The sequence below is a fragment of the Micromonospora sp. NPDC049366 genome, assembly GCF_044466625.1.
Lineage (GTDB): Bacteria > Actinomycetota > Actinomycetes > Mycobacteriales > Micromonosporaceae > Micromonospora.
Genome location: NZ_JBITMV010000005.1, coordinates 146,432 through 172,404, shown reverse-complemented (window position 1 = coordinate 172,404; position 25,973 = coordinate 146,432). Strand labels below are relative to the sequence as shown.

22 protein-coding genes and 1 pseudogene are annotated in these 25,973 nt (G+C 73.1%); 21 read left to right on the top strand and 2 right to left on the bottom strand.

The window, feature by feature from the left end; genetic code table 11:
• Window positions 1-171: 171 nt before the first annotated feature.
• From rimP to ACIBTV_RS09965, 10 genes and pseudogenes are all read left to right on the top strand, one after another.
• Window positions 172-870 (top strand): ribosome maturation factor RimP, encoded by a 699-nt coding sequence (gene rimP / locus ACIBTV_RS10010; RefSeq protein WP_396703648.1) that lies wholly within the window; start codon window positions 172-174, stop codon window positions 868-870.
• Window positions 867-1,910: a transcription termination factor NusA gene (gene nusA, locus ACIBTV_RS10005; protein ID WP_396703647.1), complete on the top strand. Its 1,044-nt coding sequence runs from the start codon at window positions 867-869 to the stop codon at window positions 1,908-1,910. Before rimP ends, nusA begins: the two co-directional genes overlap by 4 nt.
• A 15-nt stretch (window positions 1,911-1,925) precedes the next feature.
• Window positions 1,926-2,257: pseudogene (locus tag ACIBTV_RS10000) on the top strand (YlxR family protein).
• Between the two features lie 93 nt (window positions 2,258-2,350).
• On the top strand, window positions 2,351-5,353 hold the full coding sequence (infB, locus tag ACIBTV_RS09995) for a translation initiation factor IF-2 (RefSeq protein WP_396703646.1): 3,003 nt from the start codon (window positions 2,351-2,353) through the stop codon (window positions 5,351-5,353).
• Between the two features lie 90 nt (window positions 5,354-5,443).
• Window positions 5,444-5,737: a DUF503 domain-containing protein gene (locus ACIBTV_RS09990; RefSeq protein ID WP_396703645.1), complete on the top strand. Its 294-nt coding sequence runs from the start codon at window positions 5,444-5,446 to the stop codon at window positions 5,735-5,737.
• Window positions 5,738-5,915: 178 nt separating this feature from the next.
• Window positions 5,916-6,407: a 30S ribosome-binding factor RbfA gene (rbfA, locus tag ACIBTV_RS09985; RefSeq protein WP_396703644.1), complete on the top strand. Its 492-nt coding sequence runs from the start codon at window positions 5,916-5,918 to the stop codon at window positions 6,405-6,407.
• A 92-nt stretch (window positions 6,408-6,499) separates the two neighbouring features.
• Entirely contained in the window at window positions 6,500-7,480 is a 981-nt protein-coding gene (locus ACIBTV_RS09980; RefSeq protein WP_396703774.1) for a bifunctional oligoribonuclease/PAP phosphatase NrnA, read from the top strand.
• A 76-nt stretch (window positions 7,481-7,556) separates the two neighbouring features.
• Window positions 7,557-7,964: a hypothetical protein gene (locus ACIBTV_RS09975; RefSeq protein WP_396703643.1), complete on the top strand. Its 408-nt coding sequence runs from the start codon at window positions 7,557-7,559 to the stop codon at window positions 7,962-7,964.
• Window positions 7,964-8,173, top strand: coding sequence for a DUF6186 family protein (locus tag ACIBTV_RS09970; protein ID WP_396703773.1), 210 nt, complete (start codon window positions 7,964-7,966; stop codon window positions 8,171-8,173). The genes ACIBTV_RS09975 and ACIBTV_RS09970 overlap by 1 nt, the downstream gene beginning before the upstream one ends.
• Window positions 8,174-8,730: 557 nt before the next feature.
• A complete protein-coding gene (locus ACIBTV_RS09965) occupies window positions 8,731-10,053 on the top strand; it encodes an MATE family efflux transporter (RefSeq protein WP_396703642.1) in 1,323 nt (440 codons plus the stop codon).
• A 12-nt stretch (window positions 10,054-10,065) separates the two neighbouring features.
• Here ACIBTV_RS09965 and ACIBTV_RS09960 read toward each other — a convergent pair whose 3' ends face one another.
• The gene (locus ACIBTV_RS09960; RefSeq protein WP_396703641.1) at window positions 10,066-11,079 is read right to left on the bottom strand and encodes a hypothetical protein; all 1,014 of its coding nucleotides are present in this window, start codon (window positions 11,077-11,079) and stop codon (window positions 10,066-10,068) included.
• A 189-nt stretch (window positions 11,080-11,268) separates the two neighbouring features.
• On the opposite strand from ACIBTV_RS09960, the gene truB reads away from it, so the two are divergent.
• From truB to ACIBTV_RS09925, 7 genes are all read left to right on the top strand, one after another.
• The gene (truB, locus tag ACIBTV_RS09955; RefSeq protein WP_396703640.1) at window positions 11,269-12,153 is read left to right on the top strand and encodes a tRNA pseudouridine(55) synthase TruB; all 885 of its coding nucleotides are present in this window, start codon (window positions 11,269-11,271) and stop codon (window positions 12,151-12,153) included.
• 57 nt (window positions 12,154-12,210) lie between these two features.
• On the top strand, window positions 12,211-13,140 hold the full coding sequence (locus ACIBTV_RS09950) for a bifunctional riboflavin kinase/FAD synthetase (RefSeq protein WP_396703639.1): 930 nt from the start codon (window positions 12,211-12,213) through the stop codon (window positions 13,138-13,140).
• A 223-nt stretch (window positions 13,141-13,363) separates the two neighbouring features.
• A complete protein-coding gene (gene rpsO / locus ACIBTV_RS09945) occupies window positions 13,364-13,633 on the top strand; it encodes a 30S ribosomal protein S15 (RefSeq protein WP_043962418.1) in 270 nt (89 codons plus the stop codon).
• Window positions 13,634-13,857: 224 nt separating this feature from the next.
• Window positions 13,858-16,230: a polyribonucleotide nucleotidyltransferase gene (locus ACIBTV_RS09940; protein WP_396703638.1), complete on the top strand. Its 2,373-nt coding sequence runs from the start codon at window positions 13,858-13,860 to the stop codon at window positions 16,228-16,230.
• Between the two features lie 53 nt (window positions 16,231-16,283).
• Window positions 16,284-17,711, top strand: a complete 1,428-nt coding sequence (locus ACIBTV_RS09935; protein WP_396703637.1) for a M16 family metallopeptidase — start codon at window positions 16,284-16,286, stop codon at window positions 17,709-17,711.
• A gap of 195 nt (window positions 17,712-17,906) precedes the next feature.
• Entirely contained in the window at window positions 17,907-18,680 is a 774-nt protein-coding gene (dapB, locus tag ACIBTV_RS09930) for a 4-hydroxy-tetrahydrodipicolinate reductase (RefSeq protein ID WP_396703636.1), read from the top strand.
• 44 nt (window positions 18,681-18,724) lie between these two features.
• Window positions 18,725-19,225: a GNAT family N-acetyltransferase gene (locus ACIBTV_RS09925; protein WP_396703635.1), complete on the top strand. Its 501-nt coding sequence runs from the start codon at window positions 18,725-18,727 to the stop codon at window positions 19,223-19,225.
• Between the two features lie 78 nt (window positions 19,226-19,303).
• Here the strand turns inward: ACIBTV_RS09925 and ACIBTV_RS09920 are convergent, their stop codons facing one another.
• On the bottom strand, window positions 19,304-21,412 hold the full coding sequence (locus ACIBTV_RS09920; RefSeq protein WP_396703634.1) for a glycogen debranching N-terminal domain-containing protein: 2,109 nt from the start codon (window positions 21,410-21,412) through the stop codon (window positions 19,304-19,306).
• 145 nt (window positions 21,413-21,557) lie between these two features.
• On the opposite strand from ACIBTV_RS09920, the gene ACIBTV_RS09915 reads away from it, so the two are divergent.
• The 4 genes from ACIBTV_RS09915 to ACIBTV_RS09900 all read left to right on the top strand — a co-directional run bounded on the left by ACIBTV_RS09915 (window position 21,558) and on the right by ACIBTV_RS09900 (window position 25,914).
• Window positions 21,558-22,550, top strand: a complete 993-nt coding sequence (locus ACIBTV_RS09915) for a LacI family DNA-binding transcriptional regulator (protein ID WP_396703633.1) — start codon at window positions 21,558-21,560, stop codon at window positions 22,548-22,550.
• 29 nt (window positions 22,551-22,579) lie between these two features.
• Window positions 22,580-23,830 (top strand): extracellular solute-binding protein, encoded by a 1,251-nt coding sequence (locus ACIBTV_RS09910; protein WP_396703632.1) that lies wholly within the window; start codon window positions 22,580-22,582, stop codon window positions 23,828-23,830.
• Window positions 23,831-23,897: 67 nt separating this feature from the next.
• Complete coding sequence (locus ACIBTV_RS09905; protein ID WP_396703631.1) at window positions 23,898-25,019, top strand: carbohydrate ABC transporter permease; 1,122 nt, start codon at window positions 23,898-23,900, stop codon at window positions 25,017-25,019.
• 1 nt (window position 25,020) lies between these two features.
• Window positions 25,021-25,914 (top strand): carbohydrate ABC transporter permease, encoded by an 894-nt coding sequence (locus ACIBTV_RS09900; RefSeq protein ID WP_396703630.1) that lies wholly within the window; start codon window positions 25,021-25,023, stop codon window positions 25,912-25,914.
• The last annotated feature ends 59 nt before the right edge of the window (window positions 25,915-25,973 follow it).

Sequence of the window (25,973 nt, the reverse complement as noted above, 5' to 3'; positions counted from 1 at the left end):
GTCAACACCATGGTCGGTGGTGGGCGGGCCATCGGCGTCGGTGCGCCGCCCGGCCGGGTGGACGCCGGGCGCGTTACGCTCTGCGCAGCCACCGGGCGCGTCCGCCCCGGTGGCGTGCCGGCATGGGGCGGGACCAGGCGGTCCCCGCCGGGTCAGAAGAAGGGTACGTAGATGACGCAGCGTGGCCGTGCCACCAGGTCGACGGGCCGGCCCCGCGGCGGCGAGCGGTCCGGTGCCGGTGAACGGCGGCGCGACGCCGAGCGACCGCGCGGCGGTGACCTCACGGCGCGGCGCAACCGGCTGCGCGAGGTCATCGGGCCCGTGGTGACCGAGGCCGGCTACGACCTGGAGGACCTCACCGTGTCTCGGGCCGGCCGCCGGCACGTGGTGCGGGTGATCGTGGCCGCCGACGGCGGGATCAACCTGGACGCCGTCGCGGACGTCTCCCGGGCGGTCTCCGCGGCGCTGGACGCGGCGGAGGAGGCCGGCGGCGACATCGTCGCGGGGGAGTACCAGCTGGAGGTCAGCTCCCCGGGGGTGGACCGTCCGCTCACGCTGCCCCGGCACTGGCGGCGCAACGCCGGCCGGCTGGTGAAGGTGACCGTCCGGGCCGGCCGGGAGGGCGAGCAGCCCGCCGGCGACCGGCAGCTCACCGCTCGGGTGGTCGAGGCCGACACCGAGCGTGTGGTGCTGGAGACGGACGCCGGCCGCACCGAATGGACGTACGCCGACCTCGGCCCCGGCCGGGTCCAGGTCGAGTTCAACCGCCTCGACGAGATCGAGGAGACGGACGAGTTCGACGACACCGGCGAGCCCGGTGACGAAGACGACATCGACGACGAAGATGATGTGGAGGACGAGGAGAGGTGAACATCGACCTCGCGGCGCTGCGCGCACTGGAGCGCGAGCGGGAGATCCCGTTCGACACGATCCTCGCGGCGATCGAGACCGCGCTGCTGACCGCGTACCGGCACACCGACGGCGCCGAGCCGCACGCGCGGGTGGAGATCGACCGCAAGTCCGGCGCGGCCCTGGTGTACGCGCAGGAGGTGGACGACGAGGGCGCGGTGGTGCGGGAGTGGGACGACACTCCGCACGACTTCGGCCGGATCGCCGCCATGACGGCCAAGCAGGTGATCCTCCAGCGACTGCGGGAGGCCACCGACGAGGTGCACTTCGGCGAGTACGTGGGCCGCGACGGTGACCTGGTCACCGGCGTGGTGCAGGCGCACGAGGCGCGTGCCGAGAAGGGCATCGTCAGCGTCGACCTCGGCAAGCTGGAGGGCGTCCTGCCGCAGTCCGAGCAGGTGCCCGGTGAGCGCTACGCGCACGGCGAGCGCATCCGCTGCGTGGTGGTGCACGTGGCGAAGGGGATGCGCGGTCCGCAGATCACGTTGTCCCGCTCGCATCCCGCGCTGGTGAAGAAGCTCTTCGCGCTCGAGGTGCCGGAGATCGCGGACGGGACCGTCGAGATCGGCGCCATCGCGCGTGAGGCAGGTCACCGTACGAAGATCGCGGTGCGCTCCACGACCCCGGGCGTGAACGCCAAGGGCGCCTGCATCGGCCCGATGGGGCAGCGGGTCCGAGCCGTGATGAGCGAGCTGCACGGTGAGAAGATCGACATCATCGACTGGTCGGACGACCCGGCGACCTTCGTCGGCAACGCGTTGTCGCCGGCCAAGGCCCTGCGGGTCGAGGTGGTCGACCTGGCCACCCGGACCGCCCGGGTGACCGTGCCGGATTTCCAGCTCTCGCTGGCGATCGGCCGCGAGGGGCAGAACGCCCGACTCGCGGCCCGGTTGACCGGTTGGCGCATCGACATCCGGTCCGACGCGGAGCAGAGCGCCCCGCCCGCACGGGGCGGGGCTGATCACGTCCCGGAGCCGGGCGGCGCGATCTCCGGCAGCTAGGGGTAGACTTTCTCAGTGGCACGACGCGCGCGGCCGGAACGCACCTGTGTGGGTTGCCGGCAACGAGCGCCGGCCGGCGAACTGCTGCGGATCGTCGCGGTCGGTGACGAGGCTGGTCACAGCCTCCGGGCCGATCCGGCCCGCAGACTGCCGGGTCGGGGAGCGAACCTGCACCCGGATCCGGCCTGCTTCGCGCAGGCGGTGCGGCGGCGCGCCTTCGGGCGTGCGTTGCGCGTCACCGGGGTCCTCGACCACGGTGCGCTCGCGGAGCACATCGATGCGTCAACCACGACGTCCGGTCACCCGACCGGACGCGGGTCGCTAGCAAGGTAGGACGACCGACATGAGCACACGATGAAGTCGCAGAAATGACCAGGCTTCAAGTGCACGAGTGAGGTCGCTGCGGGTGCTGCCCGCACGACCTCGGAGTGAGGAGTGCAGTGGCAGGCAAGGCCCGCGTACACGAGCTTGCGAAAGAGCTCGGGGTCGAAAGCAAGACCGTTCTCGCCAAGCTGAAGGAAATGGGCGAGTTCGTTAAGTCCGCGTCCAGCACCGTCGAGGCGCCCGTCGCCCGACGGCTGCGGAGCGCATTCGTCGCGTCCGCCGGCTCGGCGGCGCCCGCCGCTCCGTCGGCGGCGCCCAGCCCGACGCCGTCTCCGGCGCCGAGCCCGACCCCGGGCGCGCCCCGGGTCTCGGCCAAGCCGATGCCGCCGCGGCGGCCGGCCGCGCCGGCCCCCGGGCCCAAGCCGAAGGGTCCGGTTCCGGGCCCGCCGCAGACCGCGACCCCGGTCGCGAAGCCGGCGAGCGCCCACGACATCGAGGTGGCGGCCGCCGAGGCGCGTGCCGCCGCGCTGAAGGCCGAGCAGGAGGCCGCGGTCAAGGCCGCGCAGGCCGCTCGCCAGCAGCAGCGGGAGAACGTGCGTCGGGAGCCCCCGGCCGATGGTGGCCCGTCGACCCGTCCGGGCCCGCGGCCCGGTCCGGGCGCGATGCCGCCCCGGCCCGGTTCGCCGGCCGCCGGTCGTCCCACCCCGGCCCCGGGCCCGGGTGCCCGTCCGGGTGGGCGTCCGCCGGCGCGTGGCGCCGGTAACAACCCGTTCGGCATCTCCGGCGGTCAGCAGCAGCAGCGGCCCCCGGCGGCCGGTGCCGGTGGCCCGCGGCCCAGCCCGGCGGGTATGCCGCCGCGGCCGAGCCCGGCCTCCATGCCGCCCCGGCCCAGCCCGGCCTCCATGCCGAGCCAGCGTCCGTCCACGGGCCGTCCCGGCCCCGGTGGCGCCGGTCGTCCCGGCGGTGGCGCCGGTCGTCCCGGCGGCGGTGGCGGTGGCTTCCGCGGCGGTCCCGGTGGCGGCGGCGGTGGCGGTGGCTACCGTGGCGGTCCCGGTGGCGGCGGCGGTGGCGGTGGCTACCGTGGCGGTCCCGGTGGCGGCGGCGGTGCTCCCGGCGGCGGTTTCCGTCCCGGCGGTGCTCCCGCCGGCGGTGGCGGCCGTCCGGGTGCCGGTGGTCGCGGCCGTGGCGGCGGCGCCGCGGGTGCCTTCGGGCGTCCGGGTGGCCGGCCGACGCGTGGTCGCAAGTCCAAGAAGCAGCGCAGACAGGAGTTCGACAACCTGTCGGCCCCGACCATGAGCTCGGGTGCTCCCCGGGGTCAGGGTCAGGTCGTCCGGCTCTCCCGTGGCGCGTCGCTGTCGGACTTCGCCGACAAGATCAACGCCAACCCGGGTTCGCTGGTCCAGGAGATGTTCAACCTGGGCGAGATGGTCACCGCGACCCAGTCGTGCTCCGACGACACCCTGCTGCTGCTGGGTGAGCACCTCGGCTTCGACGTGCAGATCGTCAGCCCGGAGGACGAGGACCGCGAGCTGCTCGCGCAGTTCAACATCGACCTCGACGCCGAGGTCGCCGAGGACCGCCTGGTCAGCCGGCCGCCGGTCGTGACCGTCATGGGTCACGTCGACCACGGTAAGACCAAGCTGCTCGACGCGATCCGTAAGGCGAACGTGGTGGCCGGCGAGGCGGGTGGCATCACCCAGCACATCGGCGCCTACCAGGTCCACGTCCCGCACGACGGCGAGGACCGGGCGATCACCTTCATCGACACCCCGGGTCACGAGGCGTTCACCGCCATGCGTGCCCGTGGTGCCCAGGTCACGGACATCGTGATCCTGGTGGTCGCGGCCGACGACGGCGTGATGCCGCAGACGATCGAGGCGCTCAACCACGCCAAGGCGGCCGACGTGCCGATCGTGGTGGCGGTCAACAAGGTCGACAAGCCGGAGGCGAACCCGGACAAGGTCCGCCAGCAGCTGACCGAGTACGGCCTGGTCGCCGAGGAGTACGGCGGCGACACGATGTTCGTCAACGTGGCCGCGAAGCCGGGCATCGGCATCGAGGACCTGCTCGAGGCCGTGCTGCTGACCGCCGACGCGTCGCTGGAGCTGACCGCTCCGATCGACGGGCCGGCGCAGGGTGTGGCCATCGAGGCGCACCTCGACAAGGGTCGCGGCGCGGTGGCGACGGTGCTGGTGCAGAAGGGCACCCTGCGGGCCGGCGACTCGATCGTCGCCGGTGGGGCGCACGGCCGGGTCCGGGCGATGCTCGACGAGAACGGCAACCAGGTCGCCGAGGCGGGTCCGGCCCGTCCGGTCCTGGTGCTCGGTCTGACCGCGGTGCCGGGTGCCGGCGACACGTTCCTGGCGGCCGAGGACGACCGCACGGTGCGGCAGATCGCCGAGCAGCGGCAGGCACGGCGGCGGGCGGCGTCCTTCGCCAACTCCCGCGGTCGGGCCACTCTCGAGACGCTCATGGAGCAGCTCAAGGAGGGCGAGAAGACCTCGCTCAACCTGGTGCTCAAGGGCGACGTCTCCGGTTCGGTGGAGGCCCTCGAGGATGCCCTGTTCAACCTCGACATCCCCGAGGAGGTCCAGCTCAGGATCATCCACCGGGGCGTCGGTGCGATCACCGAGAGCGACGTCATGCTCGCGAGCGCCTCGTCCGAGGCGGTCACGATCATCGGCTTCAACGTCCGGGCCGCCAACAAGGTCCGGGAGATCGCCGACCGCGAGGGCGTGGAGATCCGGTACTACACGGTCATCTACCAGGCCATCGAGGAGATCGACGCCGCGCTCAAGGGCCTACTCAAGCCGGAGTACGAGGAGGTCGAGCTGGGCACCGCGGAGATCCGCGACGTCTTCCGCTCGTCCAAGATCGGCAACATCTCCGGCTGCATCGTCCGGTCCGGCCTCATCCGCCGCAACGCCAAGGCGCGGCTGCTGCGGGACGGGGCGGTCGTGGCGGACAACCTCACGATCAGCTCCTTGAAGCGATTCAAGGACGACGCGACGGAGGTCCGCGAGGGCTTCGAGTGTGGTCTGACGCTGGGCGGTTTCAACAACGTCCAGGTCGGCGACATCATCGAGACCTTCGAGATGCGGGAGAAGCCGCGCGCCTGACCGTGCGCTGAAACGCTGATCAAGGGGTTTACGCCGAACGGCGTAAACCCCTTGATCATGCGGGGCGGGGTGCGGGTATCGTCCGGGGCGATGTTCACCGGAACCGCGGTCTTCGACCTGCTGCTGCCAGGCGACTCACGGTCGCTCAAGGCGAAGAGATCATACGTACGGCCGATCGTGGCGGCGCTGCGCCGCTTCGAGGTGTCGGCCGCCGAGGTGGGAGCGCTCGACCTGCACGGTCGGGCGGAGATAGCCGTGGCCGTGGTGGCCGCCGAGGCGGCGCACGTCCAGGAGGTGCTGGACTCCTGCGAGCGCCTCGTGGCCGGCCGTCCGGAGACCGAGTCGCTCTCGGTGCGCCGGCGGCTGTACGGCGCGGAGGACTGACGCCGCCCGAGGTCCGGGCGTCCGACCGGGGCGGCCCGCCCCGGTCGTGGCGCCACCGGCGGCAACGCGCGCCCGACCGGGTAGCGCGGGTAGTGTTCGAAATGTTGGCCGGTCGGGGTCCGGCGGCGCCCGCGCCGCCCGCCCCGGTCGGGAGCGGGACACCGTGGAGGTGGCGGAGATGACGGATCCGGCCAAGGTACGCCGGCACGCGGAGCGGGTGCGTGAACTGGTCGCGTCGGTGGTGCGGAGCCAGATCAAGGACCCGCGACTCGGCATGATCACCATCACCGACGCCCGGATCACCGCCGACCTGCGCGACGCCACGGTCTTCTACACGGTGCTCGGCGACGCCGCGGCCCAGTCGGGCACCGCCGCCGCCCTGGAGAGCGCCAAGGGCATGCTGCGCAGCACGGTCGGCAAGGCCCTGGGGCTGCGCCACTCGCCGACGCTGACGTTCGTCCTCGACGACGTGCAGGACCAGGTCAAGCACATCGACGACCTGCTCGCCGCCGCCCGCAACGCGGACGCCGAGGTGCAGCGGCTCGCCGCCCAGGCGCAGTACGCGGGCGACGCGCAGCCGTACCGGCTGGACGAGGACGAGGACGAGGACACCGAGACCGGGACCGACGCCGAGGACGACAACCCGCCCGCCGGCGGGGACCGGCGGTGACCGGGGCGGCCGGCCCGGCCGGTGCCGTCGTCGAGGCGGCCCGGTTCGACGACGGCGGCCCGGGCGACGCCGACTGGGCCGCCGCCGAGGCGGTGCTCCGGGAGTTGCCGTCCGACGCGCGGGTGCTGCTGGTGTGTCACGTCAACCCGGACGGGGACGCGCTGGGCAGCATGCTGGGCTTCGGGCTCGGCCTACTGCGCCGGGGCGTACGCCGGATCCAGGCGACCTTCCCCGGCCCGCCGGAGGTGCCCGAGCCGCTCCGCGGGCTGCCGGGGCTCGACCTGCTCGTGCCGTCCACCGCGGCGTACCCCGACCCCGACCTGGTGATCTGCTTCGACGCGGCGAGCGAGTCGCGGCTCGGTGAGCTGGTCGACCGGTTGGACACCGCGGGTGCCGCGCTGGTGCTCGACCACCACGCCTCCAACACCCGCTTCGGCGGCGTCAACCTGGTGGACCCGCGCGCCGCGGCCACCTCCGTGGTCGCCGAGCAGCTGCTGACCCGGCTCGGGGTGGCGCTGGACGCCGAGATCGCCGAGTGCCTCTACGTCGCGTTGACCACCGACACCGGCTCGTTCCGGTTCGAGGCGACCACGCCCGCCGTGCACCACCTGGCCGCCCGGCTGCTCGCCACCGGCATCCGGCCCGGGGAGATCTCCCGGCGGGTCTTCGACACCCGGCCGTTCGGTGCCGTCCGGCTCTTCGGCGAGGTGCTCGGCCGCGCCCGGCTGGACCAGTCGGCGGCCGGTGGCCGTGGTCTGGTGTGGACGTGGGCGACCCAGGACGACCTGGCCCGCCACGACCAGCGTCCGTACGTGCTGGAGGCGTTGATCGACTCGGTGCGCTGCACGGCCGAGGCCGACGTCAGCTGCGTGTTGAAGCAGACCGGGCCGGCCGAGTGGGCGGTGTCGATGCGCAGCAAGGGCGGGGTGGACGTGAGCCGGGTAGCGGTCGCGCTCGGCGGGGGCGGGCACCGGTTCGCCGCCGGCTTCACCGGCCGGGGCGCGGCCGACGAGGTGGTCGAGCGGATCCGCGGCCAGCTCGACGGGGCGTTGCTGCCGACCACCAGCGCCTGACCGCGCGCGTACCTCCGGGTCAGCTCCGGGTGTCGCCGCCCTTCCCGGACGCGCTGCGTACGGGGAGAATCACCGAATGGAACAGCCCCGCGACCTCACCGTCGAGGCGTCCCGCACCTGGGACCGTCCCGCCCTGGCCGTGCCCGTGCTGGTCTGCCTCTCCCTCGTGGGCGGCCGGTTCGCGTCCTTCTCCACCGAGGCCAACCTCTACACGCTCGGCACCGGCGGCGTGCTGATCTGGCTCGGTCTGAGCAACCGGGTGCCGCGCCGGCCGGCACCGACCCGTCTCGGCGCCGGAGCGGTCTGGTGGGCCCTGCCGGTGGTGGTCTTCGGGGTCTTCGAGGGCGCCACCTTCGTGCTCTCGGTGGGCGACGAGTTTCCCACCTTCTCCCGGCTGGCCGACCCGCTGCTGGAGGACCATCTCGTCCGCTCGGCGGCCTGGTTCGCCTGGCTGGCGGCGTTCTGGGGACTGGTGCGGCGATGATGCGGGTGCTGGCCATCGCCGGCTTCCTCGCCGCGCTGGCGCTCTTCGCCGTCGTCGAGTGGCTGGCGCGTCGCGAGGGCTCCCGCATTCCCACGCTCGGTGCGGTGTGCGCGTATGTCATGCGCTACGAGGTGGGCCCGGTGCCGGTGGGCCGGATCGGACTCTTCGGCTTCTGGTGGTGGCTGGGCTGGCACTTCCTGGCCCGTTGACGTCGCCCGCCCGACTGTCCAGATCGCGGGATCGGCGCGCCGGGCGGCTGACTGAACGCTAATTTGGGTAGGGCTGCGCCGCATGATCGGCGCAGGTCACGGGGGTGGTGCCACACCCGGTGCCGCCCTCCTCCAGGGTCGACCGACCCGGGCTCACGCTGCCCAGCCGGCCGCTCCGGTGACCCCGGGCCGCCGTCGAGGGCGCACAGCAGGACCGCCCGTGAGGGCCGCCGCCCGACGGTGGCTCGCACCCTGGAAGGGAGCACCACGATGCCGAGCAAGCCCAAGCCCGAGACCACCGACGAGGCCCGCGAGCAGGCCCGCCGCGCGCTGCAGACGTCGATGGACACCCGTCAGTGACGAAGACCGACCGGCGGTGACGCCGCCGACGCGCCGCGCCGACAGCGTCACCGCCCGTCCACCGTCGCAGCCCTGACCCCGACGCTGTGCGCGGGTGGCCTTCCCCGGAACCTGAGTCGAGCAACGCCGAGCGGGGTCGCCCGTAAGTTGTGAGCCGCCTTGCGATCCTTACTGGGATCGTGCCAGGATCGGCGGCGATGAGTCAGACCATCGCCGCCCACATCGCCGCCTCACCGAGACGGATCGCCGCGCTCGCCCTGCCCGCGCTCGTGGTGCTCGCCGCCGAGCCGCTCTACGTGCTGGTCGACACGGCCGTGGTCGGTCACCTCGGCCGGGTGCCGCTGGCCGCGCTCGCCGTCGGCGGCACGGTCATGACGCTCACCGCGTGGCTCGGCACCGTCGTCGCGTACGGCACGACGGGGCGGTCGGCCCGCCGCTTCGGGGCGGGGGACCGGGCCGCCGCCGTGGCCGAGGGCGTCCAGGCGTCCTGGCTGGCATTCGGTGTCGGAGTGCTGGTGGCGCTCGGCATGCAGGTCGGCGGTGGCGCGCTGGCGCGTACGCTCGTGGGCGGCCCGGGCGAGGTGGCCGACGCCGCCGCGCAGTGGCTGCGGATCGCGGCGCTCGGCGCCCCCGGTCTCCTGCTCGCCGCCGCCGGCAACGGCTGGCTGCGCGGCATCCAGGACACCCGTCGCCCGCTGCTCTTCGTGCTCGGGCCCAACCTGCTGTCCGCGCTGCTCTGCCCGCTGCTGGTCTACCCCCTCGGGTTCGGCCTGACCGGGTCGGCGGTCGCCAACGCCGTCGCGCAGACCCTCGGCGGGACGCTGTTCGCCGCCGCCCTGGTGGCGGAGCGGGTGCCGCTGCGGCCCCGCCCCCGGCTGATCCGGCAGCAGTTGGTGCTCAGCCGCGACCTGCTGATCCGGGGCGCGGCGTTCCAGGCCAGCTTCCTGTCCGCGACCGCGGTGGCGGCCCGGTTCGGCGCGGCGGCGGTGGGTGCCCACCAGATCGCGCTGCAACTGTGGTTCTTCACGGCGCTGGTGCTCGACGCGCTCGCCATCGCCGCCCAGTCCCTGGTCGGTGCGGCGCTCGGCGCCGGTGACGACGGCTACGCCCGGGCGTTGGCCCGCCGGATCGGGCTGCTCGGCGGCGTCTGCGGCGTCGCGTTCGGGCTGCTGATCGCGGCCGGTGCCGGGGTGGTGCCCGGTTGGTTCAGCTCCGATCCGCTGGTCCGCGAGCAGGCGATGGTGGCGTGGCCGTGGTTCGTGGCGATGCAGCCTCTGGCCGGGGTCGTCTTCGCCCTCGACGGCGTGCTGATCGGCGCCGGCGACGTCCGCTACCTGCGCAACCTCACCGTGGTGGCGGCGCTGGGCGGGTTCCTGCCGGCGATCTGGCTCGCGTACGGGCTGAACCTGGGGCTGGGCGGCATCTGGGCCGGGCTCACCCTGTTCGTGGTGCTCCGGCTGGTCGCGCTGCTGCTGCGGTTGCGCTCCGGCGGCTGGGCGGTGGTCGGCGCGGTCCGCTGACCCCGACCGGCCTCAGCACTGCACCCCGTCGCCCGGACGCCAGTCCGGCTGGTAGACGTCGCCGGTCGGCTGCGGCCTCGGCGGGGCGAACCGATTCTTCTCCTGCAACGCGAGGTAGCCGCGCCGGATCGCGGCGCAGTTGCCGTTCTGGACGGTGCCGGTCGCCGCCTGCACCCACAGGCCCCGGGAGGCCGGCGCTACGTCGTCGGGGTGCGGCACGTGCCACACCACCCGGTCGCGGACCGTGACCAGCTCCGCCCCGGGCGGGTACTTCTGGGCCTGCCACAGGTCGAAGGAGTAGACCCAGAGGAAGCTCGTGGTGATCTCGATCACGCGGATGCCGTCGGCGTCGGTGGTCGCGCGGTAGGTGACCGTCCCCCGGCCACGGATGCCGTCGCCCGCCGCCCAGTCGGGATCGGCGTCGGGGGCGACCCGGGTCGCGTAGTTGAGCGAGGCGCCGTCGGCCAGATCCGCCTGGACCTCGTCGCGGTCGTCCGGGGCGAGCAGGGCGAGGAACGGTTCCGGTTCGGCGGCGGCCACCATCGCCGGGGCGAGCCGCGCGGCGACGATCGCCTGCCGTACCCGCTCCAGCGCGTCCCCGACCTGGCTCGCGCTGAACGGCCCGGTGGCCCGGGCCGGGGGGAGCACGATGGCGTCCTCGCCCACCGCGAAGGACTCCGCAGGTGTTCCCAGGTAGACGCCGAGGGAGTTGCCACTCGCGTCGGTCGGCCGGGTGGCGACGGCGCGGTCGGCGCGGGGGCGCAGCGGCTCCCCGCCGTGCATCCGCTGGCGGAAGCCCAGCAGGCCCACCCCGAGCACCGCGACCAGGGCCAGGGTCATCAGTGCGCCGACGCCGCCGAGCACCTTGCCGCCGTGCTCCTCCCAGCCCAGCCGGAGCCGCTCGCCGCGGGTCAGGGCGTGCTCCGTCCGGGGCTCCCGCATCCAGTCCGGCACCCGGACACCAGGGTCCTGAGGCGCGTCCGGGACCGGCGTCGGGGACGGGGCGGGGGGTTCGGTGGTGGTCATCCAGGCTCCAGGCGGACGGCGAGCGACGGATGATCATTGCATCGGGGCCCCGTCCGCGCCGACCGGAAATCCCGCGGGCCCCCGACGCGACCGGTTCGGCCGGTCCCGCCCGGGCCGATCACCCGACCCCCGCCACAGGTGGCCGGCCGTGCCGGGCTCCCCGAGGAGCGTCTGGCAGGCTTGGACGACGTGAGCGCAGACGGTCTGATCGTTGTCGACAAGCCCAGCGGCATGACGTCGCACGACGTGGTGGCGCGGATCCGCCGGCTGGCCCGGACCCGTCGGGTGGGCCACGGCGGCACCCTCGACCCGATGGCGACCGGGGTGCTGGTCATCGGGGTGGGCCGGGCCACCCGCCTGCTGACGTACGTGATCGGTGCGGGCAAGAGCTACACGGCCACGATCCGGCTCGGTCAGGCCACCGTCACCGACGACGCCGAGGGGGATGTGATCGCCACCACCCCGGCCGGTCTGGTCACCGACGCGGCGATCCGGGACGCGCTGGCGGCCCTGACCGGCGAGATCGACCAGGTGCCCAGCGCGGTGAGCGCCATCAAGATCAACGGTCAGCGGGCGTACAAGCGGGTGCGCGAGGGGGAGAGCGTCGAACTGCCGGCCCGCCGGGTGACCGTGTCCCGCCTGGAGCTGCTCGCCGTCCGGCGGGACGAGCCGGACGTGGTCGACGTGGACGTCGACGTGACCTGTTCGTCCGGCACCTACATCCGGGCCATCGCCCGGGACGCCGGCCTGGCCCTGGGCGTGGGCGGGCACCTGACCGCGCTGCGGCGTACGGCCGTGGGTGGCTTCACGCTGGCCGAGGCCGCGACCCTCGACGAGCTGGAGCAGCGCGCGCCCGAGGTGGTCACGCTGCCGCTCGCCGCGGCGGCCGACCGGTTCTTCCCGCGCCGCGACGCGACCTCCGCCGAGGCCGTCGTGCTCTCGCACGGCGGCCCGCTGGAGGCGACCGGCATCGCCGGGCCGTACGCCGTGTTCGATCCGGCCGGCGGCCTGGTCGCTATCGTCAGCGAGCGGGAGGGCCGGGCCCGCGCGGAGATCGTGCTGGCCCCGGCCTGACGGCGGGAGCGGGAGCCGGCCGGCGGGGTGCCGGTCGGAGGGCAGGGAAGGAGCGGCATGCAGCGGTGGCGGGGGTACGACGCGGCGCCCGGTGGCTGGGGGCGGTCCGTCGTCACCATCGGGGTCTTCGACGGCGTGCACAAGGGGCACCAGGCCACCATCGGCCACACCGTCGCCCGGGCCCGTGAGCTGGGCGTGCAGTCGGTGGTCGTCACGTTCGACCCGCACCCGGCCGAGGTGGTGCGCCCCGGTTCGCACCCGGCGGTGCTCACCGAGCCGGCCCGCAAGGCCGAGCTGATCGAGGCCCTCGGCGCCGACGTGCTCTGCGTGGTGCCGTTCACTCCCGAGTTCTCCCGGCTGTCGGCCGAGGCGTTCGTGCACGACGTGCTCGTGGAGCATTTGCACGCCGCGCAGGTGGTCGTGGGCGACAACTTCCGCTTCGGGCACCGGGCGGCCGGCGACGTGGCCCTGCTGGAGCGGCTGGGTCGCACGTTCGGCTTCGGGGTCGAGGCCGCCCCGCTGGTCGCCGCCGCCGGCACCGTCTTCTCGTCCACCTACATCCGTTCGTGCGTGGACGCGGGGGACGTGGGTGCCGCGGCGGCCGCGCTCGGTCGGCCGCACCGGGTGGAGGGCGTGGTGGTCCGGGGCGACCAGCGCGGGCGCGAGCTCGGCTTCCCCACGGCCAACCTGCTCCTGCACCGCTACGCGGCGATCCCCGCCGACGGCGTGTACGCGGCCCGCCTGATCCGCCGGGGCCAGCGGGAGCCGCTGATGGCCGCCGTCTCGGTGGGCACCAACCCGACCTTCTCGGGCCGGGAGCGGCGGGTCGAGGCGTACGCCCTGGACTTCGACGGCGACCTCTACGGCGAGCGGTTGGCGCTGGACTTCGCGGCGCACCTGCGGGGTCAGGTCCGGTACGACTCGATCGAGCCGCTGATCGCGCAGATGCACCAGGACGTGGAGCGGACGCGCCGCGCGTTGAGCTGATCCGGGCGCGCTCCCACGCCTCCGGCCAGCGTGGCGCGAACCGGGCGCGCCGCCCTTGGCCGGGCGGTTCCGGCGGTAACTGGTAGTCTGGCGGGGACGTCGGACGACCGACGTGGGGCCTCGCGTGCCTGCTCGACGCCGCGGGTGCGAGGAACCGGTCCGCGTCCGGTCCATCGGACGGGACGACGGACATTGTTGATCAACCCATCGAAACAGGGAGAACATGGCGCTCGACCAGGAAGCCAAGGCCAAGATCCGCGCGGAGTACGCGACCGCCGAGGGCGACACCGGTTCGCCGGAGGTGCAGGTCGCGGTCCTCACCAAGCGGATCGCCGAGCTCACCGAGCACCTGAAGGTGCACAAGCACGACCACCACAGCCGCCGTGGGCTGCTGCTGCTGGTCGGCCGTCGCCGTCGGCTGCTCAACTACGTCCAGAAGAAGGACATCAACCGCTACCGGTCGCTCATCGAGCGGCTCGGTCTGCGCCGGTGACGTGACGGGGGAGTGGCCCGGTATGGGCCGCTCCCCCGTTCGGCACCACAGAAGAAAAGGGCCGCTCGACCATTCGAGAGGGAGCCGGTCAGCGCACCGGTCTCCGGTAGTGGCCCCCGGGCACCCCGGCAGTTCGCCGGCCACCCGGGCGCTTCGATCGAAGACCGGCCGTCTGGGCAGCTCCCGTGTCGCGGGCCCCCGACGCGAAGGAGCACGACAGCACCATGACCGAGACCAACCTCGGCACCGAATCCCGCACCGCCGTGATCGACAACGGGTCCTTCGGCACCCGTGAGATCACCTTCTCCACCGGCCGCCTGGCCCGTCAGGCCGCCGGTTCCGTGATCGCCCAGCTGGGCGAGACCGTCGTCCTCTCCGCCACCACCGCGAGCAAGCAGCCTCGGGAGTCGTTCGACTTCTTCCCGCTGACGGTGGACGTCGAGGAGCGCATGTACGCCGCGGGTCGCATCCCCGGCTCGTTCTTCCGCCGCGAGGGTCGTCCCAGCGAGGACGCGATCCTCACCTGCCGCCTGATCGACCGGCCGCTGCGCCCGTCGTTCGTCAAGGGCCTGCGCAACGAGGTCCAGGTCGTCGAGACCGTCCTCGCGCTCGACCCGCAGCACCCCTACGACGTCGTCGCGATCAACGCCGCGTCGATGTCGACCAAGCTCTCCGGCCTGCCGTTCTCCGGCCCGATCGGTGCGACCCGCATGGCGCACATCGACGGCCAGTGGGTCGCCTTCCCGACCCACGAGGAGCTGACCCGGGCCACCTTCGACATGGTGGTGGCCGGTCGCGCGCTGCCGGACGGCGACGTCGCGATCATGATGGTCGAGGCCGAGGCCACCGAGCACACCGTCGCCCTGGTCGCCGGCGGGGCCACCGCCCCGACCGAGGAGGTCGTGGCCAGCGGCCTGGAGGCCGCCAAGCCCGCCATCCGTGAGCTGTGCCGGGCGCAGAGCGAGCTGGCCGAGGTGGCCGCCAAGCCGGTCGCCGAGTTCCCGGTCTTCCTCGACTACCAGGACGACGTCTACGACGCGGTGGCCGACGTGGCCCGCGCCGACGTCGGCGAGGCGCTCAAGATCGCCGGTAAGGCGGACCGCGAGGAGGCGCTCGACCGGGTGAAGGCCCGGGTCACCGAGGAGCTCGGTGAGCGCTTCGAGGGTCGGGAGAAGGAGGTCAGCGCCGCGTTCCGCTCGCTGACCAAGGCCGAGGTCCGCAGCCGGGTGCTGCGCGAGCAGGTCCGCATCGACGGCCGCGGCCCGCGGGACATCCGCCCGCTGACCGCCGAGGTCGGCGTGCTGCCCCGGGTGCACGGCTCGGCGCTCTTCGAGCGCGGCGAGACCCAGATCCTGGGCGTCACCACCCTCAACATGCTGCGCATGGAGCAGTCGCTGGACACCCTCTCCCCGGAGAAGTCCAAGCGCTACATGCACAACTACAACTTCCCGCCGTACTCGACCGGTGAGACCGGCCGGGTCGGCTCGCCGAAGCGTCGGGAGATCGGCCACGGCGCGCTCGCCGAGCGGGCGCTGATCCCGGTGCTGCCCTCGCGTGAGGAGTTCCCCTACGCGATCCGGCAGGTCTCCGAGGCGCTCGGCTCGAACGGCTCGACCTCGATGGGCTCGGTCTGCGCCTCCACGCTGGGCCTGCTCTCCGCCGGTGTGCCGCTCAAGGCGCCGGTGGCCGGCATCGCCATGGGCCTCATCTCCGACGAGGTCGACGGCAAGACCCAGTACGTGACGCTGACCGACATCCTCGGTGCCGAGGACGCGTTCGGTGACATGGACTTCAAGGTCGCCGGCACGCGGGACTTCGTGACCGCGCTGCAGCTCGACACCAAGCTCGACGGCATCCCGTCGGACGTGCTGGCCGGTGCGCTGCAGCAGGCGCACGAGGCCCGGCACACGATCCTCGACGTGATGCAGGCGGCGATCGAGGGCCCCGCCGCGATGAGCGACTACGCGCCGCGGGTCACCACCGTCAAGATCCCGGTGGACAAGATCGGCATGGTGATCGGCCCGAAGGGTCAGACCATCAACGCCATCCAGGACGAGACCGGCGCCGAGATCTCCATCGAGGACGACGGCACGATCTACGTCGGCGCGACCAACGGCCCGTCGGCCCAGGCCGCGGTGGAGCGGATCAACGCGATCGCCAACCCGACCCTGCCGAAGGTGGGCGACCGGTTCCTCGGCACCGTGGTGAAGACGGCCGCGTTCGGCGCGTTCGTCTCGCTGCTGCCGGGCCGCGACGGTCTGCTGCACATCTCCAAGGTCGGCGACGGCAAGCGGGTCGAGAAGGTGGAGGACTTCCTCAACGTGGGTGACCGCGTCGAGGTGGAGATCGCCGACATCGACCAGCGGGGCAAGATCTACCTGGACAAGGTCCGCCCGGAGGGCGCCGAGGCGCCGGCCGCCGAGGAGGGCGCCGCCGAGCGTCCGGCCGGCCGGGACCGGGGCGACCGGGGCCCGCGCGACCGCGGTGACCGGGAGCGCGGCGGCAGCCGGGGCCCGGAGCGCGGTGACCGTGGCCAGGGCGGCGGCGAGGGTGGCGAGGGCGGCGATCGTCCGCGTCGTCGGACCCGGCACAGCTGATCCGTCCCACACCACAGCATCACCACCACCCCTCGTCGATCTGGGAGCAACACGTGAGTCGGGCCGTTCGTGCGCCGTTTCCGCCGGATCGACGGGGGGTGGTGTCGTTCCCGGGCGGGGCGACCCGCGCCGGTTCCGCCGCTTGGGCCGCCGAGGCCGGTGGCCGCGCCGGGCGTGCGGTGACCCGCACCATCGCCGACGATCCGCTGGGCGGCACGGTACGCCGTACCGTGCTCCCCAGCGGTCTGCGTGTGCTCACCGAGGCCATCCCGACGATGCGCAGCGTGTCGTTCGGGATCTGGGTGGCGGTGGGCTCCCGCGACGAGACCGGCACCCAGTCGGGCGCCGCGCACTTCCTGGAGCACCTGCTCTTCAAGGGCACCCGCAAGCGCAGCGCGTTGGAGATCTCCTCGGCGATCGAGGCGGTGGGCGGCGAGACGAACGCCTTCACCACCAAGGAGTACACCTGCTACTACGCCCGCGTGCTGGACGAGGACCTGCCGCTGGCGATCGACGTGATGTGCGACCTGGTCGCCGACTCCGTCCTGGAACCGGCGGACGTGGAGACCGAGCGGGGCGTGATCCTCGAGGAGATCGCCATGCACGACGACGAGCCCGGTGACGAGGTGCACGACCTCTTCTCCCGGGCCGTCTACGGCGACCACCCGCTGGGCCGGCTGATCTCCGGCACCGAGGAGACGGTCACGCCGATGAGCCGTCGGCAGATCCAGAGCTTCTACCGCCGCCGCTACACCGCGCCGCAGATCGTGGTGGCGGCCGCCGGCAACCTGGACCACGCGGCCGTGGTGAAGCTGGTCCGGCAGGCGCTGCGCGGCAGCCCGCTGGACACCGAGAAGGCCGAGCCGGCGTCGCCGCGGGCGGCCACGCCGGCCGTACGCACCCGGCCCGCCACCACCCTGGTCGAGTCGAAGGAGACCGAGCAGGCGCACCTGATCCTCGGCTGCCCCGGCATCGACCGCACCGACGAGCGTCGTTTCGCGCTCGGGGTACTCAACAACGTGCTGGGCGGGGGGATGTCCAGCCGGCTGTTCCAGGAGATCCGGGAGCAGCGCGGCCTGGCCTACTCGGTCTACTCCTACGCCAGCCAGTACGCCGACACCGGCATCTTCGCCGTCTACGCCGGCTGCGCTCCGGGCAAGGTGGACGAGGTGCTCGACCTGACCCGCGCCGAGTTGGCGCGGGTGGCCGCGGGTGGGCTGACCGCGGCCGAGGTGGCCCGGGGCAAGGGCATGTCCAAGGGGTCGTTCGTGCTGGGCCTGGAGGACACCGGCTCGCGGATGAGCCGGCTGGCCAAGGGTGAGCTGCTCTACGGTGACCTGATGCCGGTGGACGACCTGCTCGCCCGGGTGGACGCGGTGACCGTCGACGACGTCAACGCCCTCGCCGCCGAGCTGCTCGGCCGCGAGATGTCCCTGGCCGTGGTCGGCCCGTTCACCCGCACCGACTTCCCCACCCGCTGACCCGCACCCTCGCCCGCCGCCCGTCCGCCACCGGCGTCGATCATGCACCTGTGGTGCCTGTCTTCAGCACCTTCGTGACTGTCGTGCACCCGCACAACTGCATGATCGTCGGAGTGGGTGGAGCAGAGGCGGCGTGAGGGGCGGGCTTTCGGGCCTCGGGGGTTCGGGTCTCGGGGGTGGGATAGGTTGTGGGCCGTGACTGACGAGCAGGTGAAGAGCGCCGCCCAGCCGCTGCGGGTCGGTGTCCTGGGTGCCCGGGGCCGGATGGGCGCCGAGGTGTGCAAGGCCGTCGACGCGGCGTCCGATCTGGAGCTGGTCGCGACGGTCGACCAGGGCGACGACCTGACGGCCGTCTCCGACGCCGGTGCCCACGTGGTCGTCGACTTCACCACCCCGGACGTCGTCATGAGCAACCTCCAGTGGTGCGTCGAGCGGGGCATCCACGCGGTGGTCGGCACCACCGGCTTCACCGAGCAGCGCCTGGAGCAGGTGCGCGACTGGCTGGCCGCCAAGCCGGGCGTCGGCGTGGTGATCGCGCCGAACTTCGGCATCGGCGCGGTCCTGATGATGCAGTTCGCGGCGCGTGCGGCCCGGCACTTCGAGTCGGTCGAGATCATCGAGCAGCACCACCCGCGCAAGCTCGACGCCCCCAGCGGCACGGCGACCCACACCGCCCGGCAGATCGCCCGGGCCCGCGCCGAGGCCGGTCTCGGCCCGGTGCCCGACGCGACCAAGGACGAGGTGGCGGGCGCCCGGGGCGCCGACATCGACGGGGTACGCGTGCACGCCGTACGCGCCACCGGCCTGGTCGCGCACCAGGAGGTGCTGTTCGGCACCACCGGTGAGACGCTGACCATCCGGCACGACTCGTACGACCGGGTCTCGTTCATGCCCGGCGTGCTGCTCGCCGTGCGCGCGGTGCCCGGCCGGCCCGGTCTCACGCTGGGCCTGGACCCGCTGCTCGGCTAGAAATCGGCTCGCGTCGGTCATCGGGGCATCCCTAGGCTGCCCCGATGATCGACGCTGCGCATCACGACCGGGTCGGGCGCCGGGTCACCCTCCGCCCGGTCGACGACGACAACTGGCGGGCGGTGGCCGACGTCGCGCCCCGCGACGACCAGCGCGCCTGGGTGGCCGCGCTGGCGGCCCGCTACCTGCTGCTGACCAGTCGTGAGGACGTGTGGACGTCGCTCGCGGTCTACGCCGACGAGACGGTCGTCGGGCACGTCATGTGGGGCGTGGACGACGACGGGTCGCACTGGATCGGCGGCATGGTGATCGACGCCCCGGAGCAGGGGCGGGGGATCGGCGCGGCGACGGTGTCGACGTTGGCCGGTTGGCTGGCCGCGCGGGCGGGGAATCCGCCGGTGCGGCTGTCGTACCACCCGGAGAACACGGCGGCCGCCGCCCTCTACACGGCCCTGGGCTTCCGTCCCACCGGCGAGATCGAGGACGACGAGATCATCGCCGAGCTGACCTCCCCGCCGCCCCCACCCCCGACCCACCCCCGGTGATCAGGAAGTTGTTGCCGCGACACGCCGAGGCGGCCGGCGACAACTTCATGATCAACCGGAGGGGTGGGGTGGTCAGGGTCAGGCGGGGGTTGCGGACGGGGCCGGGCGTTGGGTGGGGAGGGTCGCGGTGGCCACTGTCAGGTTGGCGGGGAGGTTGGTGATCGTCGGGTGGCCGCTGCGGTCGACCGCCACACCGACCGGGGCGCCGGCGAGCGTCAGTCGGTCGACCGCCACCGCGCCCAGCTCGGGGCCGGCCAGCGGTGCCAGCCGGACCGTGCCACCGGGCACGTCGGGGTAGAGGCCGGTGGCCGCCTGCAGCAGCAGCACCGCCCCGGCCGCCGCCCAGGCCTGCGGACGGCACGCCGCCGGGTAGGGCACCGGTCGGCCGAGGGACCGGTCGTCCCCGCCGTAGAGCTCGGGCAGGCGGTAGTCGAACGCCTCGGCCGCGCCGAGCAGGCCGTCGGCCAGGCCGAGCGCGGCGTCGCGGAACCCGGCCCGGGCCAGGCCCGCGAGCACGATCGCGGTGTCGTGCGCCCAGATCGAACCGCAGTGGTACGACAGCGGGCTGAACCCGGCGTCGTCGGTGGACATGGTGCGCAGCCCGAACCCGCCGGCCAGCGCCTCGGTGCCGAGCAGCCGCGCCACCTGTGCCTCCTCCTCGCCGGAGAGCAGCCCGGTGCCGAGCAGGTGGCCGATGTTGCTGGTCAGTGAGTCGACCGGGCGCTTGTCCCGGTCCAGGGCCAGTGCCGGCTGAGGGCCGTGCGGCCCGTCCACCCAGAACGCGGAGCGGAACCGGCGGGCGAGCCGGTCGGCGTACTCGCGCCAGCGGTCGGCGCCGGGACCGCCGAACGCGTCGAGCAGGGCGGCGGCGTTCACCGCGGCCTCGTGGGCGTAACCCTGCACCTCGGCCAGGACGATCGGCGGCGCGGCCAGGCTGCCGTCGCGGAATCGGACGGCGTCTCCGGAGTCCTTCCAGCCCTGGTTGGCCAGGCCGTGTCCGGTGGTGTCGACGTACTCGACCAGGCCGTCACCGTCGGCGTCGGCGTGGTCGGCGAGCCAGCCGAGCGCCGCGTCCAGGTGGGGCAGGAGCGGCGCGACCTGGTCGGCGGGGAGGCCCCACCGCCACGCGTCGTGCAGCAGGTTGACCCAGAGCATGGTGGCGTCGACCGTGCCGTAGTAGGCCGGGGGTAGCCGCAGCCCATTGTCCGGCAGCGCGAACTCGTCGCGCCGCAGCTCGTGGAGGATCTTGCCGGGTGCCTCGCCGGTGGTCGGGTCGACCCGGGTGCCCTGGCGGCGGGCCAGCACGCGCAGGGTGCCGGCGGCCAGGTCGGTGCCGAGCGGCAGCAGCATCCGGGCGGCCCACAGGCTGTCCCGCCCGAAGAGGGTGAGGAACCACGGCACCCCGGCGGCGAGGAAGACGTCCTGCGGCGCGGCGGGCTCGGCCAGCCGCAGCCCGCGCAGGTCGTCGAGGCTGCGGTCCAGCAGCCGTACCAGCCGCCGGTCGTCGGCCCGCAGCTCGGGACGGGACCACGTCGGCTCGCCGGGCGGGCAGATCACCACGGCGCGTGGGTCCTCGACGGCGAGCCGCCAGCGCAGGACGGTCGACCCGCGAGGCGGCAGCTCGATCGGCCAGGTCAGCCGGGGGGCGGCGGCCCGGTCGCCGTCGGCCTCGACCTCGGCGTCGGCACCGGACACGGTCACGGTGATGCCGTCGGCGGCCCACGTGAGCTGGCCGGGCTGGCCGGCCTTGGCGGCCAGCGGCTCGGCGGTACCGCCGGACTTGACCACCTCGATCGGGGCCAGGTCGCAGGCCAGCTCGACGCTCACGGTCGCCCGCACCGGCACCGAGGCGGTGGAGACGATCCGGACCTCCTCGGTGAGCCCGCCGGGGACGAGGCGGCGTCGGCGGTCGACGCGGACGGTCGGGTCGGGCGTGGGGTCGCCGAGCCAGCGGGTGAGGCCGACGAAGCGAACGCCGTGCGCGCCGTCAGTGGCGTGGCTGACTCCTTCCGGCTCCCGGTCGTCGACGCGCAGCACGGCGCGGGAGAGCACCCGGGCGTCGGCGTGGAAGACGCCCTGCACGCCGGCCGGTCGGATCTGCCCGGTCGCGTCCCCCAGTGCGCTGGTGGGGGCAAGGACTGCCCCCACGAGCTCGTGCAGCAGGGGTTGCAGCAGGCGTTCGGTCACGGTGCGGCTCCAGATTCTGTCGGGGCGGGACGGATGTCTTGACAACTCGTCCCGGGCGGTGCAAAGTGCGAAACATTCCAGAAACTTGAACGATCTAATCCTGCCCTATCCAAATTGGATCGTTCAAGATGGCGAGAGGGATTTTGTGGCCGAAAAGGTGACCATCGCGACCGTGGCCCGGCAGGCCCGCGTCAGCCGCCAGACCGTCTCCAACGTCCTCAACGCCCCGCACATCGTGCGGGAGGAGACCCGCCAGCGGGTCCAGGAGGCGATCGACAGTCTCGGCTACCGGGTGAGCCAGGCCGCGCGTCAGATGCGTACCGGCCGCTCCCGCCTGATCGCCGTCCGTATCGAACCGACGCGCGACGGCATCAACGGGTCGGTGCTCGACCGCTTCCTGCACGGTCTCACCGAGACCGCCGAGGCGGCCGGCTACCGCACCATGCTCTACACCGCCGGCGACGACGAGAGCGAGATCGCCGCGTACGACGACCTGCTCAGCGCGTACGACCTGGACGGTTTCGTGCTCACCGGCACCGACCACGGCGACCCGCGTACGGCCTGGCTGGCCGAACGGGGCGTGGCGTTCGTGACGTTCGGCCGGCCGTGGGACGACCTGACCGCCCACCCCTGGGTCGACGTCGACGGCGCGGCCGGCACGGCGCTGGCCACCGCCCACCTGCTGGCCGGCGGCCACCGGCGGATCGGCTTCCTCGGCTGGCCACAAGGCTCCGGTGTCGGTGACGACCGGCGCTCCGGCTGGCGGGAGACGCTCCGCGCCGCCGGTGCCGACCCGAGCGGGCTGGACCGTGCGACCGAGGACGGCATCGCCGAGGGGGAGCGCCTCATGCGCGACCTGCTCGTCGTCGCCGACCCACCGACCGCCGTGGTCTGCGCCAGTGACTCGCTCGCCTTCGGCGCGCTCCAGGCCGTCCGGGCGGCCGAGGCCGCCGTCGCGCTGATCGGTTTCGACGACACCCCGGTCGCCGCCGCGGTGGGGCTCACCAGCGTCAGCCAGCCCCTCGCCGAGGCCGCCGCCCGCTGCGTGGACCTGCTCACCGCCGTCCTCGACGGCGACCACCAGACTCCCGACCCCGTGCTGCTCCAGCCCTCGCTGGCGCTGCGGCACACCGCGTGAACCCTTACCCACCCCCACAGGAGAATCCGATGGCACCTCGACACCTCACCCGGGCGGCGGTGGCCGGCCTCGCCGCCGTCGCCCTGCTCGGCTCCGCCGCCTGCGGCAGCGGCTTCGACGACAACTCGGGTGACGCCGCCCAGTCCAGCGGGCCGGCCAACCTGCAGATCCTGATCGGCTCCTCCGGCGAGGCCGAGACCAAGGCGGTGCAGGACGCGGCGGCGAAGTGGGCCGGCTCCTCGGGCAACACCGCCACCGTCACCCCGGCGCAGGACCTCACCCAGCAGCTCGGCCAGGCGCTGGCCGGCGGCACCCCGCCGGACGTCTTCTACGTCGACGCCACCCGGTTCGCCGACTACGCGGCCGTGGGCGCGCTCGAGCCGTACGGCGACAAGATCAGCAACACCGGTGACTTCTACGAGAGCCTGCGCACCACGTTCACCTACGACGGCAAGCTCTACTGCGCGCCGAAGGACTTCTCCACCCTGGCCCTCGAGATCAACACGGACCTGTGGGCGAAGGCCGGCCTGACCGACGCCGACGTGCCGACCAACTGGGACCAGCTCACCGCCACCGCGCGCAAGATCAAGGCGAAGGGTCAGGTCGCGCTGGCCCTCGGCGACACCCGCGACCGGATCGGCGCCTTCCTGGTGCAGAACGGCGGCTGGCTGGTGAGCAAGGACGGCAAGCAGGCCACCGCCGACACGCCGGAGAACGTCGCCGCCCTCCAGTACGTCAAGACCCTCCTCACCGAGGGCCTGGCCAAGTACCCGAAGCAGCTCGACGCCGGCTGGTCCGGCGAGGCCTTCGGCAAGGGCAAGGCCGTCATGACGATCGAGGGCAACTGGATCAAGGGCGCGCTGCAGAACGACTTCCCGAACGTGAAGTACAAGGTCGTCCCGCTGCCGGCCGGCCCGAAGGGGCAGGGCACCCTGTCCTTCACCCAGTGCTGGGGCATCGCGGCGAAGTCGAAGTACAAGGACCAGGCGATCAAGTTCGTCGAGGCGATGACCAGCGGCGAGCAGCAGATGGCCTTCGCCACCGCGTTCGGTGTCATGCCGTCCCGCCAGTCGGTGCGCGACCAGTACAGCAGCGCCTTCCCGGCGGACAAGCCCTTCATCGACGGTGCCGCGTACGCGCAGGGCCCGGTGAACGCGCCGAAGATGGACAGCGTGCTGCGTGACCTGGAGGCCAGCCTGCAGAGCCTGGCCACCGGCGACCCGAAGACGATCCTGGCGAACTTCGACAAGAACGCCAAGGCGGCGCTCGGCGGCAGCTGACGGCACGGCGGGGCCCTCCGCACCGGAGGGCCCCGCCCCGTCATCCCGAGAGAGGGAAGGAAGTGAGATGGCGACCGAGGTCGTGACGGCGCCGGCCACCGCGCGCGGCGACGCGCCCCGGCGGCGCGGACGCGGCACCCGCGGCGACGAGAACCTGGCCGGCTGGCTCTTCGTGGCGCCGGTGATCGTCATCCTCGGGCTGTTCCTGCTGCTGCCGATCCTGATGGCGCTCTGGGTGAGCCTGACCGACTGGAACGGCCAGGGGAGCCCGTTCACCGGCAAGGTGCCGTTCGTTGGCGCCGACAACTACACGCGGCTGTTCACCGAGGACGGGCTGGACCGGCGCGACTTCATGACCAGCATCCGCAACAACATGTACTACGTGGCGATCGTGGTGCCGGCGCAGACCGTGCTCGCCCTCGGCCTCGCGCTCGTGGTCAACAACCGGATGCTCAAGGGGAAGAGCTTCTTCCGCAGCGCCTTCTACTTCCCCTCGGTCACCAGCTCGGTCGCGATCAGCGTGGTCTTCCTGTTCCTGTTCGCCAACTCCGGCGCGGTCAACAACCTGCTCCGCTTCGTCGGCATCGACGGTCCGGAGTGGTTCGCCGACTCGCGTGGCGTCCTGCACCTGCTGCTCGGCGTGTTCGGGGTGGACGACCCGCCCGGCGCGCTGACCTCGGGCGGCCCGTTCGGGCTCACCTGGTGGGAGTGGCTCTCCGGGCCGAGCGTCGCGATGGTCTCGATCATCACGCTGGTGGTCTGGACGACCTCCGGCACCTTCATGCTGATGTTCCTGGCCGCGTTGCAGAACGTGCCGGTGACGCTCGACGAGGCGAGCACCCTCGACGGGGCGAGCCGGTGGCAGCGCTTCCGCCACGTCACCCTCCCGATGATCAAGCCGACCACGTTCCTGGTGCTCACCCTCGGTCTGATCGGCTCCTGGCAGGTCTTCGACCAGGTGTACGTGATGAGCCAGGGCGATCCGGCCAAGACCACCCTCACCCCGGCCTACCTGTCGTACCGGACCGCGTTCCGCGACTTCGACTACGGCTCCGGCGCGGCCATCTCGTTCGTGCTGTTCCTGATCATCATCGTGCTCACCCTGATCCAGCGCCGGGTGATGGCCGACCGGGATCCGGTCGCCCGGCGGCGCGGCTGGTGGCGTCGACGTGTACCGGAGGGGTCGTGACATGGCCGTGCTGACCGACCGCCCGGCGGCCACGGCGGCGCCCGCGCGGCGCCGGAACCGCGGCGCCCGCACCCTGGTGTCCCGTTTCCTGGGGTACGCCACGCTGGTCTTCTTCGCCCTGGTCTTCCTCTACCCGTTCGTCATCCAGCTCGGCAACTCGCTCAAGACCGAGCCGGACGCGGCGGCGAACCCGCTCTCGCCTTTCCCGGACCCGCTGAGCCTGGCCGGCTTCGAGCGCATCTTCGCCGGGACGAACTTCCCGCTCTGGCTCGGCAACTCGCTGCTGGTCACCGTGCTGGTAACGGCCGGCCGGGTCTTCTTCGACTCGCTCGCCGGGTACGCGCTGGCCCGGCTGCGGTTCCGGGGGCGTTCCGGGCTGTTCGCCGCGGTGATCGCGGTGATGGCGGTCCCCGGCGTGGTGCTGCTCATCCCGAAGTTCCTGGTGCTCAACCAGCTCGGGATCTACAACAGCTACGCCGGGCTGATCGTGCCGCTGCTCGCCGACGCGGCCGGCGTGTTCATCATGAAGCAGTTCTTCGAGTCGATCCCGGTCAGCGTCGAGGAGGCGGCCCGGATCGACGGCGCCAGCATCTTCCGCACCTTCTGGTCGGTGGTGCTGCCGATGGCGAAGCCGGCCCTGATCACCCTGACCATCCTGTCGTTCCAGGGCTCCTGGAACGAGTTCCCGCACAGCCTCGTCGCGGTGCAGGACCCGGACCTGTTCACCCTGCCGCGCGGGCTCGCCGACCTGGTCAGCGGGTCGCTCGGCAAGGGCAGCGAATACCCGCTGAAGCTCGGCGCGGCGCTGCTCGCCACGATCCCCGTGGCGATCATCTTCGTGATCTTCCAGCGTTACTTCGTCCGCGACGCCAACGACGGCTCGGACAAGGGCTGACCGGCCCCCGCTCGATCGGGGGTGTGGTCGGTGGCGGTCCCGGCGGAGCCCGGGACCGC

Coding starts and splice junctions, on each gene's coding strand:
- rimP (WP_396703648.1), top strand. CDS start 172: ATGACGCAGCGTGGCCGTGCCACCAGGTCGACGGGCCGGCCCCGCGGC.
- ACIBTV_RS09960 (WP_396703641.1), bottom strand. CDS start 11,079: ATGACCACCACCGAACCCCCCGCCCCGTCCCCGACGCCGGTCCCGGAC.
- ACIBTV_RS09975 (WP_396703643.1), top strand. CDS start 7,557: ATGGAACAGCCCCGCGACCTCACCGTCGAGGCGTCCCGCACCTGGGAC.
- rpsO (WP_043962418.1), top strand. CDS start 13,364: ATGGCGCTCGACCAGGAAGCCAAGGCCAAGATCCGCGCGGAGTACGCG.
- ACIBTV_RS09910 (WP_396703632.1), top strand. CDS start 22,580: ATGGCACCTCGACACCTCACCCGGGCGGCGGTGGCCGGCCTCGCCGCC.
- ACIBTV_RS09970 (WP_396703773.1), top strand. CDS start 7,964: ATGCGGGTGCTGGCCATCGCCGGCTTCCTCGCCGCGCTGGCGCTCTTC.
- ACIBTV_RS09950 (WP_396703639.1), top strand. CDS start 12,211: ATGCAGCGGTGGCGGGGGTACGACGCGGCGCCCGGTGGCTGGGGGCGG.
- ACIBTV_RS09990 (WP_396703645.1), top strand. CDS start 5,444: ATGTTCACCGGAACCGCGGTCTTCGACCTGCTGCTGCCAGGCGACTCA.
- ACIBTV_RS09965 (WP_396703642.1), top strand. CDS start 8,731: ATGAGTCAGACCATCGCCGCCCACATCGCCGCCTCACCGAGACGGATC.
- rbfA (WP_396703644.1), top strand. CDS start 5,916: ATGACGGATCCGGCCAAGGTACGCCGGCACGCGGAGCGGGTGCGTGAA.
- ACIBTV_RS09905 (WP_396703631.1), top strand. CDS start 23,898: ATGGCGACCGAGGTCGTGACGGCGCCGGCCACCGCGCGCGGCGACGCG.
- ACIBTV_RS09925 (WP_396703635.1), top strand. CDS start 18,725: ATGATCGACGCTGCGCATCACGACCGGGTCGGGCGCCGGGTCACCCTC.
- ACIBTV_RS09900 (WP_396703630.1), top strand. CDS start 25,021: ATGGCCGTGCTGACCGACCGCCCGGCGGCCACGGCGGCGCCCGCGCGG.
- ACIBTV_RS09940 (WP_396703638.1), top strand. CDS start 13,858: ATGACCGAGACCAACCTCGGCACCGAATCCCGCACCGCCGTGATCGAC.